The sequence below is a fragment of the Streptomyces sp. MK37H genome (genome assembly GCF_018035285.1).
Taxonomy (GTDB): domain Bacteria; phylum Actinomycetota; class Actinomycetes; order Streptomycetales; family Streptomycetaceae; genus Streptomyces; species Streptomyces endocoffeicus.
Genome location: NZ_JAAAYH010000268.1, coordinates 1 through 12,688 on the forward strand (window position 1 = coordinate 1; position 12,688 = coordinate 12,688).

A 12,688-nucleotide genomic window follows, 5' to 3' on the forward strand; every position below is an offset into this window, starting at 1 on the left:
TCCGCCCCAGACCCCGGGCTGGGGCTCCGTCTCAGGCCCTGGGTCGTGGCGACCTCAACGCACTCACCGTCACCGGGCCCACGCTCCGTATCGAGGTGCGGGATGCCCGCGTCGAACGCATGCCGACCGTGCGCCCGGTTCCCGAGCCCGGTGCGCCGCGCGAGTGCGGGCGCGGGCTGCTGCTGGTCGAGGAGTTGGCGGATCGCTGGGGCGTCGTACCCGAGCTGATCGGCAAGACGGTGTGGGCGGAGATCGGGACCTGAGTCGTCCCGCCTGTCACAGGTGGGTGTTTGACTTCCCGGATGGACCCTGAGGCTACGTTTTCCGCCCTGCATGACTTCTGCGCCGAGCGGCTCGGCGCCCCCTTGGCCGCGCGCCTCGTACGTCTCGCCCGGCCCGGTTTCGAGCTCACCGAAGCCGGGCCGGGCGAGGCGGCCGGGCACAGTCGGTTCGGCGGCCGGGCGATGCTCGAGCCGGGCACGCCGTGGCCCGACTGTGAGGGCGTACCGCTGAGCCTGCTCGCCGTCCTCGACGCCGACGCACTGGCCCCCTGGCTCGGTGACCTTCTCCCCGCCGGGACGGGTCTGCTGAACTTCTTCGCCCTCGACGCCGAATCGGGGCGGTGCGATCCCGCCGCCCTTGAACTGTCCCTCGAGTTGGACCTCATCGACCCGCGGCTGGGGGCGGTCGTCCCGGCCCGTTCCGCCCACGCGGTGGAGACGGACGCACCAGCCCGGTCGAGCGTCTTCGAGCCGGTCGCGTGGACGGCGTCACCCGGGTTCGCCTTCCCCGACACATGGGACCCGGCCTGGGACACGGTCGACTTGGGCTCCGTGGTCGACGACATGCCCGTGTACGACATCACCGACCTGCTCCCCGGCTGGTCGGAGCAGCCGTACGCGCTCCACGCCGAGGACATGGCCTTCGGCTGGCCGGTGTTCCCCACGGGATCCTCGCCGACGCTGCCGGACGACGAAGATCCGAGCCGTTACCAGCACTTGCTCCAGTTGTCCGGGCAGGACGAGTGGTGGATCGGCGGCGACGGCGGCTGGATGCACTGGTCGATCCCCGCCGACGCACTGCGTGGTGGCGACTTCAGCCGGGCGATCCCGGCACCGGACATCTGGTGACGTCTTGGCCCGCGAGGAGGATCGGACCGGATTTTGGCGGTGGCGAGCTGAGGGCTGCGTTCGGTGCGAGGACCGGCCGGCGCTGCTGGAGGCGCTGTCGCGCATCCGCGGCGGGGACATGCTGACCGTCCAGGAGGCGGACCGTCTTGGCCGGGGTTCGTATCGCGGGCGGTGGTTTTGCCGGAAGGGGCCGCGGCGGTGCCGTACTGTCCCGTGAAGCCGTGGCGAGCTGTTGGTGCTGGTGCTCTCGCGCTTGGCGGTCAGGATGGCTGGAGTTGGTCGAAGAGGGCGAGGGCTTCGGCGGGGTCCGGGCTCACGAGGCGTTCCAGACCGGCCGTCGTGAACTTCGCCCACCTGCCGGCCCGTGCCCACATCTGTTCCTCGAAGGCGCGGACGGCCTCGTCCAGATCTCCAGGGCCGGTGGCGATGGACTCGGCGAGTTCGGCGCCTTCCAGCATCGCGAGGTTCGCGCCCACCCCCAATGGGGGCATCAGATGGGCGGCGTCGCCCAGTAGCGTCACCCCGGAGACGTGGGTCCAGGTGTGGGACACGGGCAGGACGTAGAGGGGGCGGTGGACGAAGGCGGTGCCGTGGCGGAGGAGGTCGAGGACGGGGGCGGCCCAGCCGTCGAACAGAGCCAGCAGGCTCGATCGCACGGCCTCGACGTCGGCCGGGTCCAGGTTCGTGTGCCAGTCCAGCGGCGCGCGGAACTGGGCGTACACCTTGACGTGGCCGCCGCTGTTGCGCTGGGCGACGAGAGCTCGGTTCACGCCGTACACAGCCAGGGAGCCGTCGCCGATCAATCGGGCGAGGTCAGGATGGCGGGTGTCGACGTCGTGCAGGGAGGTCTCGACCGTGGTGACGCCGGTGTAGTGCGGCGTCACCGGCGAGACTGCCGGGCGGGTCCGGGACCAGGCGCCGTCCGCGCCGACCACGAGGTCGAACGTCTCCTGTCGCCCGTCCGCGAAATGGACGAGTACGCCATCCCGGGTCCCCGGCACCACCTGTGTCACGCCCCGCCCCCACCGGACGTCGAGAGGACCGAGCAGCAGGTCACGGAGTTGCCCGCGGTCGATCTCGGGATTGGCCCGGTCATCTGGACGGGGTCGCCAGTCGCGCAGGACGGTCCCGTCCGCGTCCAGGATGCGCATGGCCTGCCCCTCGGGACGAGACAGCGCCTGGAACTCCGCCAGCAGCCCCGCCTTGTCCAGCGCGAGCTGGCCCAGCCCTTCATGCAGGTCCAGCGTGCCGCCCGGGGGGCGGGCGTCGGGGGCGGGATCGCGTTCGAGGACGGTGACGGGGTGATCATGGCGGTGCAGAACGCGGGCGAAGGTAAGGCCGGCCGGGCCACTGCCGACCACGGCGATGCGATGTCTCATGTCGATACACTGTATTGCCTCATTACAATGCATCGCAACAGTACGATGTGACCATGACTGTGTGGGACCGGCCGGAGCCGCCGACTCGCCCCGTGCCGCTCGACCGGGAGCGGATCGTCGCCGCCGCCATCGCGCTGGCCGACGAGGGCGGGCTGGAGGCGGTGTCGTTGCGCAAGGTCGCCGCCCGGCTGAACGCCGGTCCGATGCGGCTGTACGGATACATCTCCACCAAGGAGGAGCTGTTCGACCTCATGGTGGACGAGGTCCACGCCGAGATTCTCCCCGAGGAGCAGCCCGGTGACTGGCGGGAGGCGCTGCGCATCCTCGCCCACCGCACCAGGCAGACCGCTCTCCGCCACGAATGGCTGGCCGATCTGCTCGGCGGCCGCCCGACCCTGGGCCCGAACGGCCTCGCCGTGACCGAGGCCACGCTGGCCGCCCTCGACGGCCTCGCCGACATCGACACCGTCATGCGCGCCGTGGAGACTGTCAGCGCCTACTTCACCGGCGCGATCAGGCGCGAGATCGCGAACCTGCGGGCCGAGCGGGCCACGGGCCTGTCCAAGCGCGACTGGCAGCGCGCCTCCGGCCCGCATGTGACGAGAATGTTGGCCACGGGCCGCTTCCCGGCGCTGACCAAGGCCGTGTACGACGGCACGGACGTGGACGCCGAGACGTCCTTCGCGACCGGCCTGGACTGGGTCCTCGACGCCGTGGCCGCCAAACTCACCCGGCCGCCGGCGTGACGCTCAGCTCTTGCCGAAGGTGAGCGAGGCCGGGGTCGGTGTCCACGAGGCCGGTGGGTCGACCGTCGCGCGACAGCATCCGACCGGCAGCTCTGGGACGCCTCGGAGAAGCTCGCAGGCGTGTCGTTCAGCCTCTGACAGCCGGAGTCACATCGGCCTGTTCCTGGGGACCCGCTCGCGGTGCCGTGGCCGGTGGTCGAGGGGTTTACCGTCGAGGGGTTCACCAAGGGACGGTCCGGCCGAAGCGGTCCAGATACGCCAGGCCGGGCGTGCCCAGTCGGGAAAGCAGGATATCCACCAGCAAGGGGACGGTCTCCTCGATGGTGAACGGCGCATCCGGACCACCCAGGGCGGTGCGTATCCAGCCCGGCGCCATGAGCACGAAGGCGCGCCGCGTCTCACCTTGCCGGGCCGCGAAGCTCCGCAGGAACATGTTCAGGGCTGCTTTGCTCCCTCGGTAGATCTCGCGGCCTCCGGTCGTGTTGTTCGTGATGCTGCCCTGCCCGGAGGACATCGCCCCGATGAGCCCCACCGGGGACACCAGGTCTTCGAGGGCCTCGATGACGCGCATGGGGCTGAGCGCGTTGGTGACCATCACTTCGATGAAGTCGGCTGTCGCAACCGCGCCGACGGGCGTCTGCTCATTGTTGGTGGTGCCCGCGTTGACGAAGAGCATGTCGAGCCGGCGGTGCGCCAGACGTTCGTGCAGCGGGGGCAGTTGGCCGGGGTCGTTGATGTCGAGATGTTCGATGGTTATCCGCCCGTCGGCGTGGTCCGCGAGATCGTGCAGCGGCGTTCGGGCAGTGGTGTCGCGAACGGTGCCGACGACGTTCCAGCCCCTGTCGAGGAACTCCGCCGCCATCGCGTGGCCGAGGCCGCGCGAGGCCCCGATGATGAGAGCGGTCGATGGGTGTTGTTCGGTGCCAGTCGATGACATCCAGCGTCAACTCCGTTCTTCGAGTGTGGGGCTCTGTTCGGGCATCGTCGAGGCCCCGGGATCGGCACAGGGAGGTCCCGCCGCGGTGGCCCCTCAACCCGTGCGCTTCAAGTGTTTCGTCCGCACCGCACCGCAGGCGAACCACGAGCGCTCGTTTGTACGATTGCCGATATGGCAAGGGTGCTCATGACGGAATCCGCTTCGGTAGAGCCTGATGATGTACGAATCATTCGGGCGCTGCAGATCGCTCCGCGGGCTTCGTTCGCCGCGATCGCGTCCGCCCTCGGCCTGACCGAGGGCGCCGTCAACCGCCGGTATCGCCGCCTGCGCGCCGACGGCGTCATCCGCGTGGCCGGCGTGGTCAACCCGGGCGCCCTGGGGCAGAGCAGGTGGCTGGTGAGACTGCGCTGCCGCCCTGGCAGTGTCGCGGCGATCGCCGACGCGCTCGCCAAGCGTGACGACGTCAACTGGGTGGCCCTGAGTGCGGCGGGCTGCGAGATCACCTGTGCGACGCAATCCCGGACGCGGGAACAGCGCGAGGATCTCCTGGGGCAGCGGCTTCCCCGCACTGCGGCGGTGATCGACATCAACGCCTTCGCCATGCTCCGCCAATTCCTCGGAGGCCGCGCCCATTACTGGTCCGCCCTGCAGGGCACACTGTCCCCGAAGGAGGAAGCGGCGTTGGGGAGCGGCGGGCCTCCCTTCACCGAGTCTCCGGTTGTCACTCGCGAGCCCCTGCGCCTCACCCCCGAGGACGAGAAGCTGCTCGACGCGCTCGCTGCGGATGGCCGCGCCAGTCTCGTCGATCTCGCCACAGCCGCCGGCCTCACTCCGGGACGCGTCTCGCGACGCCTTGATGCGCTGCTCAAGCACCGCGTCCTCCACATCGACGTCGAGATCGCGGCAGCAGCCTTGGGCTATCACGCTCGCGCGAACCTCTGGCTTCGCGTGCACCCGTCAGCCGTGAAGACCGCGGGCCGCACACTCGCGCAGGAACCCGAGGTCGCCTTCGCAGCGGCCATCTCCGGGCCCTGGAACATTCACGCCGTCGCGCACTGCCGGGACCTCGACGAACTGTTCGAGTTCACTTCGGATCGCATTGGGTCCCTGACCGGACTGCAGAGCATGGAGGTCTCACCCGTGCTGAGGCACGTCAAGCAGGCCGGCACTCGGCTCTCCGACGATCGCCTCGTCGAGCCATCCAGCGCTCGCGCGCGACGCTGAGAGGCTGGACGGCTGCCGCCGCCCTGCCATCGCGGCCGGGAAGACCGCCAAAATCCGGTCCGATCCTCCTCGCGGACCTCTTGAAGCCGCATCGATGCCCCGCATCGCATGCGCTTTGTATGCGACATCGGCCACCTTTGTATGCAGCCCATCCCTTGGAGGTTCCGGTGTCCGCCACCCAGATCGACATCGACGACGACGCCCTCGCGGAGGCCATGCGGCTGTCCGGCGCCAAGACCAAGAAGGAGATGGTCAACATCGCCCTCCGCGAGTACGCCGAGCGCCGGGCGCGCACCGAGGCGCGCCTGCGCCACCTGGAGCAGGCGCAGCAGTGGGACGAGGAAGGGTTCTGGCAGCGTCACGCGGCCGAGAAGGGTGGCTCTGGGCGTATGGAGAAGGGTGCGGCCTGACCGTGATCCGCTACCTTGCCGCCTCCACGGCCGTCTGGCGTCTCCAGCGTGACCGACGGCCGCACACCACGGGCTCGTCGTGTTGCACGACGACGCCGACTTCCGGGTGGCCGCGCGCCTTCTCTCGGACCTCGCGGAGCGCAACGTCTTCGCGACTCCCCGCTGAGTGCTCGCGGCTCCCCGCTGAGATCGGAACCGCGGCCCGCCGCGGGCGTCACGATCCGTCGGACACCTCCTGGGCGGGCGGCCAGTTGCCCAGCGCCACGTCGGCCACCTGCTGCAACTCTTTCCGTGTGGCACCGCTGGCCGCTTGGACGGCCATGCCGTTCGCCACGGTCATGAGGTAGCGGGCGACCACTCCGGGATCGGTGTCCGGTGGCAGATCGCCTTCGTCGACGGCCCGCCGGAACCGGTCGCGGAGGCGGGCCGTGCCCTCGTTGCGCCAGGCGATGAGGGCGTCGCGGGCGCCGCGTCCGGGGTCGCCGGCGGCGAGGGAGCCCTGGACGCCGAGGCATCCGGCGGGGCAGCCGGGGCGGGTGTTGGCCCGGACGGAGCCGTGGAGGAACGCGGTGGCCACCTGCCGGGCGGTCGGTTCCCGCATGGCCCGGTCCGCGTATGCGGCGGGGCCCTCGGAGTAGCGCTCCAGGGCCTTGCGGAACAGGTCCTCCTTGTTGCCGAAGGCCGCGTACATGCTGGTGCGGGTGATGCCCATGGCGCTGGTCAGGTCGGTGAGGCTGGCGCCTTCGTAGCCCTGCTCCCAGAAGACCCGCATGGCGCGCTCGAGGGCCTCGTCGGCGTCGAAACCCCTCGGTCGGCCGATCGGTGTCTGCTGACGCGTCTTCATGCCGTCGAGCATACCTCTTCAGTACCGATCGGTTCAGAAGTGCGCTACGCTCCCATTTCAGTACCGAACGGTACCGAAATTTGGGGAGGTCATTGACATGGGACAGCTTGAGGGCAAGACCGCCGTCATCACCGGCGGCGGCACCGGGATCGGCCTGGCCACCGCCGTACGGCTGGCGGCCGAGGGCGCGCACGTGTTCATCACCGGCAGGCGGAAGGCCGAGCTGGACGCGGCCGTCGAGGCCATCGGCCCGGCGGGGGCCACCGCGGTGGCGGGTGACGTCACCGACCTGGCCGACCTGGACCGGCTCTACGACGCGGTCCGCGCCCGGGGCCGGGGTCTGGACGTGGTCTTCGCGAACGCGGCGACCGCCGCGTTCGCGACACTGGAGGAGGTCACCGAGGAGCACCTCGACCGGATCTTCGCCGTCAATGTGCGGGGCAAGCTGTTCACCGTGCAGAAGGCGCTGCCGCTGCTCAACGACGGCGCCTCGGTGATCCTGAACGCCTCCACCGCCGCCGACAACGGCACGGAGGCGTTCGGCGCGTATGCGGCGTCCAAGGCCGCGATCCGCTCCTTCGCGCGGACCTGGGCCAATGAGCTCAAGGGCCGCGGCATCCGGGTCAACGCGATCTCGCCGGGCCCGATCGACACTCCGGGAATCACGGCCCTCGCCGGCGAGGACAACGCGGCCGACCTCAGGGCACACCTCGCCACGACCGCCGCGATCGGCCGGATGGGGCGCCCGGAGGAGGTCGCCGGGCTCGTGGCGTTCCTCGCCTCCGAGCAGAGCAGCTTCGTCCTCGGCGCCAACTTCTACGTCGACGGAGGTGAGAACCAGATCTGACCCGGGCGCACCGGCCGCCCTCGGGCGCGCTCACGGCGCCAGGATGTCCAGCTCCCGCAGCGCGCCCACGGTGATCTCCCTCGTGTAGCGCTCCGCCGCCTCCGCGTCGCCCGCGCGGACCGCTTCGGCCACGCGGACGTGGAGGGTGACCGCCTCCGGGTCGGGGTCGCTGAACATGACGCGGTGCTGGGTGCGGCCGGTGAGGACCTCCGCCACGACGTCGCCGAGGCGGGCGAACATCTCATTGCCCGAGGCGCGCAGGATCACGCGGTGGAAGGCCACGTCGTGGATCAGATACGCGGGGAGCTGCTGGCCGCGTGAGGTGGCCACCATGTTGAGCGCGTGCTCGGTGAGTTCGGCGCACTGCTCAGGCGTGGCGTGCTCGGCGGCCAGCCCGGCGGCGGCGGGCTCGATGGCCGAGCGCAGGGCGGTGAGGGAGCGGAGCTGGCGGGGGCGGTCGGGGCCGGCCAGGCGCCAGCGGATGATCTGGGGGTCGAAGACGTCCCACTCCTCGGTGGGGCGCACGGTCACCCCGACCCGGCGGCGGGACTCCACCAGGTGCATGGACTCCAGGACCCGCACCGCCTCCCGGACGACCGTGCGGGAGACGTCGTAGCGCCGCTCCAGTTCGTCCGTGCGGAGCACCGTGCCGGGCGGGTAGTCGCCCGCCGTGATCGCGGGGCCGAGGGATTCCAGGACGCGGTCGTGCAACCCCCGGCCCCTGGGCCTCTGACCACGGCCCTCGGGCCCCTGTTCGTCCATGCGCTCAGCCTACGCGGCCACCCGTCCATCAAATAAGTATGACTTTTAAGTCACGGACTCTTGAATACGTCGTATCTGTGGGGTTGAGTGTCCGGCGGCGCCGAGGTCGAAGAAGACAGCGAGGTTTCACACAATGCACGCCCCCCAGGTTGTCGTGGTCATGGGAGTGTCCGGTACGGGCAAGACCACGGTCGGCCCCCTGCTGGCGGAGGAGCTCGGCGTCCCGTACGCCGAGGCCGACGACTTCCACCCGCCGGCCAACATCGCCAAGATGTCGGCCGGGACCCCGCTGGACGACGACGACCGACGCCCCTGGCTGGACGCCATCGGTGCCTGGGCCCACGACCACGCCGAGGGCGGGGGAGTGGTGAGCTGCTCCGCGCTCAAGCGGATGTACCGCGACCGGCTGCGGTCCGCCGCCCCCGGCATCGTCTTCCTCCATCTGACCGGCGACCGCGAGGTGATCGCCGGGCGGATGAAGGAGCGCAAGGGCCACTTCTTCTCCGGGGACCTGCTCGATTCGCAGCTCGCCACGCTCGAACCGCTCCAGCCGGACGAGTACGGCGTCGCCGTGGACGTCTCCCCCGAACCCGAGGCCATCACCGAGCGGGCCGCCGCCGAACTGCGGCGGCTCGAACACCAGTAACGCACGTTAGGAAACCCGCCGTGACCAGACTCAGCGCCGAGATGCTGGCAGCGGACACCGTCGACCCGATCACGTCGGCCGGTCACGCACAGCTCGGCATAGCCGTCCTCGTCGGCATAGCCGTTCTCGTCCTGCTCATCACCCAGACCAAGCTGCACGCGTTTCTGTCGCTGACGATCGGCTCACTGGCGCTCGGCGCCGTCGCGGGAGCCCCGCTCGACAAGGTCATCACCAGCTTCTCGGCCGGTCTCGGATCGACCGTCGCGGGCGTCGGCGTGCTGATCGCCCTCGGCGCGATCCTCGGCAAGCTGCTCGCCGACTCCGGCGGCGCGGACCAGATCGTCGACACGATCCTCGCCAGGGCGAACAACCGGACGATGCCCTGGGCGATGGTGCTGATCGCGGGGATCATCGGGCTGCCGCTCTTCTTCGAGGTCGGCATGGTGCTGATGATCCCGGTGGTGCTGCTGGTCGCCAAGCGCGGCAATTTCTCCCTGATGCGGATCGGCATCCCGGCGCTCGCCGGTCTGTCCGTGATGCACGGCCTGGTGCCGCCGCACCCCGGCCCGCTCGCCGCGATCGACGCGGTCCACGCCGACCTGGGGATCACCCTGGCGCTCGGTGTCCTCATCGCCATCCCCACCGCGATCATCGCGGGCCCGGTCTTCTCGCGCGTCGCCGCCCGCTGGGTCGACGTCACCCCGCCGGACCGGCTGATGCCCACGCGCCCGTCGGAGGAGCTGGAGCGGCGCCCCGGGTTCGGCGTCACCGTGTTCACCGTGCTGCTGCCGGTCGTGCTGATGCTGATCAAGGCACTGGTCGACATCGTGGTGGACGACCCGGAGAACGGCGTCCAGCGGGTCGCCGACGTCATCGGCAACCCCCTGATCGCTCTGCTGGCGGCCGTGATCGTGGGCATGTTCACGCTGGGTCGGCCGGCGGGCTTCACCCGGGACCGGCTCTCCTCCACCGTCGAGCACTCGCTCGCCCCGATCGCGGGCATGCTGCTGATCGTCGCCGCGGGCGGCGGCTTCAAGCAGACCCTCATCGACATCGGCGTCGGCAAGATGATCATGGACATCTCCGAGGACTGGAGCGTCTCCGCGCTGCTCCTCGCCTGGCTGATCGCGGTCGCCATCCGGCTGGCCACCGGCTCGGCGACGGTGGCCACGATCTCGGCCGCCGGGCTGATGACCCCGCTCGCCGCCGATATGTCCAGTACGCATGTGGCGCTGCTGGTGCTGTCCATCGGCGCCGGGTCGCTCTTCTTCAGCCATGTCAACGACGCGGGATTCTGGCTGGTCAAGGAGTACTTCGGGATGAGCGTCGGGCAGACGGTGCGGACCTGGTCGGTGATGGAGACGATCATCTCCGTCGTCGGGCTCGTCTTCGTCCTGCTGCTGTCACTGGTGATCTAGGAACTGGTGATGATTCCGAGAACTGGTGAGCTGAGAACCGGAGAGGCACGCACGCCATGACGACACATCCGCTCTTCGACATCGCGGGCCGCACCGCGCTGGTCACCGGCTCCAGCCGGGGCATCGGCCACGCCTTCGCGCGGGGTCTGGTGGAGGCCGGCTGCACGGTGGTGCTCAACGGGCGCGATCCGCGGGCCCTGGAGAAGGCCGCCGCCGAACTCGGCGGCGTCGACGCGGGGGTTGCGGGGGGCGCGGGGGTGCACACCGCCGCGTTCGACGTCACCGACGGCCCGGCCGTCGCCGCCGGTATCGCCGATGTCGAGGAGCGGGTGGGCCCGCTCGACATCCTGGTCAACAACGCCGGGATGCAGAACCGGGCGCCGCTGCTTGAGTTCACCGACGACGCCTGGCGACAGATCCTGGACACCAACCTCACCAGCGCCTTCCTGGTGGGCCGGGAGGCCGCCCGGCGGATGACCACCCGCGGCCACGGCAAGATCGTCAACATCTGCTCCCTCCAGAGCGAGGTGGTCCGCCCCGGCATCGCGCCCTACGCGGCGACCAAGGGCGCGCTGAAGATGCTCACCAAGGGCATGTGCGCGGACTGGGGCCGGTACGGAATCCAGGTCAACGGGCTCGGCCCCGGCTACATCGAGACCGAGCTGACCCGGCCGCTGGTCGAGGACGAGGAGTTCAGCGCCTGGGTACGCGGGCGGACCCCGGCCGGGCGCTGGGGCCGCACCGAGGACCTGATCGGGGCGCTGCTGTATCTCGCGTCCCCGGCGGCGGACTTCGTGAGCGGACAGGTGCTGTACGTAGACGGCGGCATGACGAGCGTGTTGTGAACGCTGGGATACCAGGTGAGCTTGAGGAGGCTGGGCGGATGGTGCTGGGCTGTGTGATCCACGGGCAGGGAGATCTGCGGGTCGAGGAACTCCCGGAGCCGGAACCGGCGCCCGGGCAGGCGCTCGTGGCGATCCGCTACGGCGGGATCTGCGGATCGGATCTCCACTACCACCGGCACGGCGGGGTGGGCGACTTCCGGCTGCAGGAGCCGATGGTGCTGGGGCACGAGGTCGTGGGCACGGTGGTGGCGTACGGCGAGGGCGCGACCGGGCCCGCGGTCGGCACGCCGGTCGCCGTGCATCCGGCGACGCCGTGCGAGGTGTGCCCGGAGTGCGCCGACGGCCGCGCCAACGTCTGCCGCGACACCCGCTACCTGGGCAGCGCCGCGCGATTCCCCCATGTCCAGGGCGGCTTCGCCTCCCGTATCACCGTCCCGGCGGCGCAACTGCGCGCCCTGCCCGACGGACTGGACCCGCGCCGGGCGGCGCTCGCCGAACCGCTGTCCGTCGCGCTGCACGCGGTACGGCGGGCGGGCGCGGTGAAGGGCCGTCATGTGCTGGTCACCGGCGCCGGCCCGATCGGCTGCCTGACCATCGCGGCGGCCCGCGCGGCGGGTGCGGCGACCATCACGGCGACCGATCTGCTGCCCCGTGCCCTGGAGTTCGCGGCGGCGGCCGGAGCGACCGCGTGCGTACGGGCGGACGACCCGGACGACCCCAACTGGCCCTCGGCCGAGGTCGACGTCGCCATCGAGGCATCCGGCGTGGCCGCCGGACTCGACACCTGCCTGCGGAGGGTGCGGCGCGGCGGGGTGGTGGTGCAGCTGGGCATGCTGCCGCCGGGGCAGAGTCCGTTCGCCGGGAACGTACTGGTCAGCCGCGAGATCGAACTGCGGGGCGCGTTGCGCTTCCACGCCGAGTTCGACGACGCGTTGCGGCTGCTGGCGGCTGAGCCGTCGTTCGACGCGCTGATCAGCGGGGTGCGGCCGGTGGGGGAGGCGGCGGAGGCATTCGCCTTGGCCGCCGATCGCGGCCAGTCCTGCAAGGTGCTGTTGGACTTCGCGTAGGCCGGGCCGTGTCCGGCGGACCGTGGCGCCTGCGGCGGGCTGTTCCCCTACCCGCCCCTTCCCTCAACTGGGGCTCCGCCCCAGACCCCGGCCGGGCGGCCCGGATGTGTGCGGGTGCCCGCGCGGTCTTCCGCCGCGTCGGTGTGCACGAGTTCGACGACGCGTTGCGGCTGCTGGCGGCTGAGCCGTCGTTCGACGCGCTGCCGTGTCCGGCGGACCGTGGCGCCTGCGGCGGGCTGTTCCCCTACCCGCCCCTTTCCGCAACTGGGGCTCCGCCCCAGACCCCGGCCGTGTCGCAGGTGGCGCGGTCGGCGCCCCGGCCGGTGAGCTGTTCGCGGCGGCGGTCGGCTCGTGCGCCGCTGGGGTTCAGGGACGAGGGGAATCGGGGCTCCGCCCCGGACCCTGGCCGGGCGGCCCGGATGTGTGCGGGTGC

The 12,688-nt window shown here is 70.9% G+C and carries 15 protein-coding genes and 1 pseudogene; 11 read left to right on the forward strand and 5 right to left on the reverse strand.

The window, feature by feature from the left end:
* Window positions 1-263, forward strand: a 263-nt coding sequence (locus GWI24_RS29750) for an ATP-binding protein (RefSeq protein ID WP_210948981.1), incomplete at its 5' end; no start/stop codon positions are given.
* Between the two features lie 39 nt (window positions 264-302).
* The gene (locus GWI24_RS29755; RefSeq protein WP_210948982.1) at window positions 303-1,130 is read left to right on the forward strand and encodes a DUF1963 domain-containing protein; all 828 of its coding nucleotides are present in this window, start codon (window positions 303-305) and stop codon (window positions 1,128-1,130) included.
* Window positions 1,131-1,390: 260 nt separating this feature from the next.
* Here GWI24_RS29755 and GWI24_RS29760 read toward each other — a convergent pair whose 3' ends face one another.
* Window positions 1,391-2,509 (reverse strand): NAD(P)/FAD-dependent oxidoreductase, encoded by a 1,119-nt coding sequence (locus tag GWI24_RS29760; RefSeq protein WP_210948983.1) that lies wholly within the window; start codon window positions 2,507-2,509, stop codon window positions 1,391-1,393.
* A 53-nt stretch (window positions 2,510-2,562) separates the two neighbouring features.
* Between GWI24_RS29760 and GWI24_RS29765 the strand changes: the two genes are divergently transcribed.
* Complete coding sequence (locus GWI24_RS29765; RefSeq protein WP_210948984.1) at window positions 2,563-3,255, forward strand: TetR/AcrR family transcriptional regulator; 693 nt, start codon at window positions 2,563-2,565, stop codon at window positions 3,253-3,255.
* Between the two features lie 220 nt (window positions 3,256-3,475).
* On the opposite strand, the gene GWI24_RS29770 is transcribed toward GWI24_RS29765, so the two are convergent.
* Window positions 3,476-4,192, reverse strand: a complete 717-nt coding sequence (locus GWI24_RS29770) for an SDR family NAD(P)-dependent oxidoreductase (protein ID WP_210948985.1) — start codon at window positions 4,190-4,192, stop codon at window positions 3,476-3,478.
* 171 nt (window positions 4,193-4,363) lie between these two features.
* Between GWI24_RS29770 and GWI24_RS29775 the strand changes: the two genes are divergently transcribed.
* The 3 genes and pseudogenes from GWI24_RS29775 to GWI24_RS45640 all read left to right on the forward strand — a co-directional run.
* Complete coding sequence (locus tag GWI24_RS29775; RefSeq protein WP_210948986.1) at window positions 4,364-5,416, forward strand: Lrp/AsnC family transcriptional regulator; 1,053 nt, start codon at window positions 4,364-4,366, stop codon at window positions 5,414-5,416.
* A gap of 167 nt (window positions 5,417-5,583) precedes the next feature.
* Complete coding sequence (locus tag GWI24_RS29780) at window positions 5,584-5,826, forward strand: type II toxin-antitoxin system VapB family antitoxin (protein WP_210948987.1); 243 nt, start codon at window positions 5,584-5,586, stop codon at window positions 5,824-5,826.
* A gap of 55 nt (window positions 5,827-5,881) precedes the next feature.
* Window positions 5,882-5,992, forward strand: a pseudogene (locus GWI24_RS45640) (VapC toxin family PIN domain ribonuclease); the annotation flags it as partial.
* Between the two features lie 48 nt (window positions 5,993-6,040).
* On the opposite strand, the gene GWI24_RS29785 reads toward GWI24_RS45640, so the two are convergent.
* Window positions 6,041-6,670 (reverse strand): TetR/AcrR family transcriptional regulator, encoded by a 630-nt coding sequence (locus GWI24_RS29785; RefSeq protein ID WP_210948988.1) that lies wholly within the window; start codon window positions 6,668-6,670, stop codon window positions 6,041-6,043.
* Between the two features lie 97 nt (window positions 6,671-6,767).
* Between GWI24_RS29785 and GWI24_RS29790 the strand changes: the two genes are divergently transcribed.
* Window positions 6,768-7,517, forward strand: a complete 750-nt coding sequence (locus GWI24_RS29790; protein ID WP_210948989.1) for an SDR family NAD(P)-dependent oxidoreductase — start codon at window positions 6,768-6,770, stop codon at window positions 7,515-7,517.
* A 30-nt stretch (window positions 7,518-7,547) separates the two neighbouring features.
* Here GWI24_RS29790 and GWI24_RS29795 read toward each other — a convergent pair whose 3' ends face one another.
* Window positions 7,548-8,279 carry a FadR/GntR family transcriptional regulator gene (locus tag GWI24_RS29795; protein WP_210948990.1) on the reverse strand — a complete coding sequence of 244 codons (732 nt, stop codon included), beginning with the start codon at window positions 8,277-8,279 and terminating at the stop codon, window positions 7,548-7,550.
* Window positions 8,280-8,412: 133 nt separating this feature from the next.
* On the opposite strand from GWI24_RS29795, the gene GWI24_RS29800 reads away from it, so the two are divergent.
* Genes GWI24_RS29800 through GWI24_RS29815 form a run of 4 tightly spaced genes read left to right on the forward strand, consistent with a single transcriptional unit; the run spans window position 8,413 to window position 12,255 of the window.
* Window positions 8,413-8,925, forward strand: a complete 513-nt coding sequence (locus tag GWI24_RS29800) for a gluconokinase (protein ID WP_210948991.1) — start codon at window positions 8,413-8,415, stop codon at window positions 8,923-8,925.
* A gap of 20 nt (window positions 8,926-8,945) precedes the next feature.
* Entirely contained in the window at window positions 8,946-10,343 is a 1,398-nt protein-coding gene (locus GWI24_RS29805) for a gluconate:H+ symporter (RefSeq protein ID WP_210948992.1), read from the forward strand.
* A 56-nt stretch (window positions 10,344-10,399) separates the two neighbouring features.
* Window positions 10,400-11,188, forward strand: coding sequence for an SDR family oxidoreductase (locus tag GWI24_RS29810; protein WP_210948993.1), 789 nt, complete (start codon window positions 10,400-10,402; stop codon window positions 11,186-11,188).
* Between the two features lie 38 nt (window positions 11,189-11,226).
* Entirely contained in the window at window positions 11,227-12,255 is a 1,029-nt protein-coding gene (locus GWI24_RS29815) for an L-idonate 5-dehydrogenase (protein ID WP_210948994.1), read from the forward strand.
* Window positions 12,256-12,499: 244 nt separating this feature from the next.
* Here GWI24_RS29815 and GWI24_RS29820 read toward each other — a convergent pair.
* On the reverse strand, window positions 12,500-12,688 hold a 189-nt coding region (locus GWI24_RS29820; protein WP_210948995.1), incomplete at its 5' end, for a hypothetical protein.

Coding starts and splice junctions, on each gene's coding strand:
- GWI24_RS29755 (WP_210948982.1), top strand. CDS start 303: ATGGACCCTGAGGCTACGTTTTCCGCCCTGCATGACTTCTGCGCCGAG.
- GWI24_RS29760 (WP_210948983.1), bottom strand. CDS start 2,509: ATGAGACATCGCATCGCCGTGGTCGGCAGTGGCCCGGCCGGCCTTACC.
- GWI24_RS29765 (WP_210948984.1), top strand. CDS start 2,563: ATGACTGTGTGGGACCGGCCGGAGCCGCCGACTCGCCCCGTGCCGCTC.
- GWI24_RS29770 (WP_210948985.1), bottom strand. CDS start 4,192: ATGTCATCGACTGGCACCGAACAACACCCATCGACCGCTCTCATCATC.
- GWI24_RS29775 (WP_210948986.1), top strand. CDS start 4,364: ATGGCAAGGGTGCTCATGACGGAATCCGCTTCGGTAGAGCCTGATGAT.
- GWI24_RS29785 (WP_210948988.1), bottom strand. CDS start 6,670: ATGAAGACGCGTCAGCAGACACCGATCGGCCGACCGAGGGGTTTCGAC.
- GWI24_RS29790 (WP_210948989.1), top strand. CDS start 6,768: ATGGGACAGCTTGAGGGCAAGACCGCCGTCATCACCGGCGGCGGCACC.
- GWI24_RS29795 (WP_210948990.1), bottom strand. CDS start 8,279: ATGGACGAACAGGGGCCCGAGGGCCGTGGTCAGAGGCCCAGGGGCCGG.
- GWI24_RS29800 (WP_210948991.1), top strand. CDS start 8,413: ATGCACGCCCCCCAGGTTGTCGTGGTCATGGGAGTGTCCGGTACGGGC.
- GWI24_RS29810 (WP_210948993.1), top strand. CDS start 10,400: ATGACGACACATCCGCTCTTCGACATCGCGGGCCGCACCGCGCTGGTC.
- GWI24_RS29815 (WP_210948994.1), top strand. CDS start 11,227: ATGGTGCTGGGCTGTGTGATCCACGGGCAGGGAGATCTGCGGGTCGAG.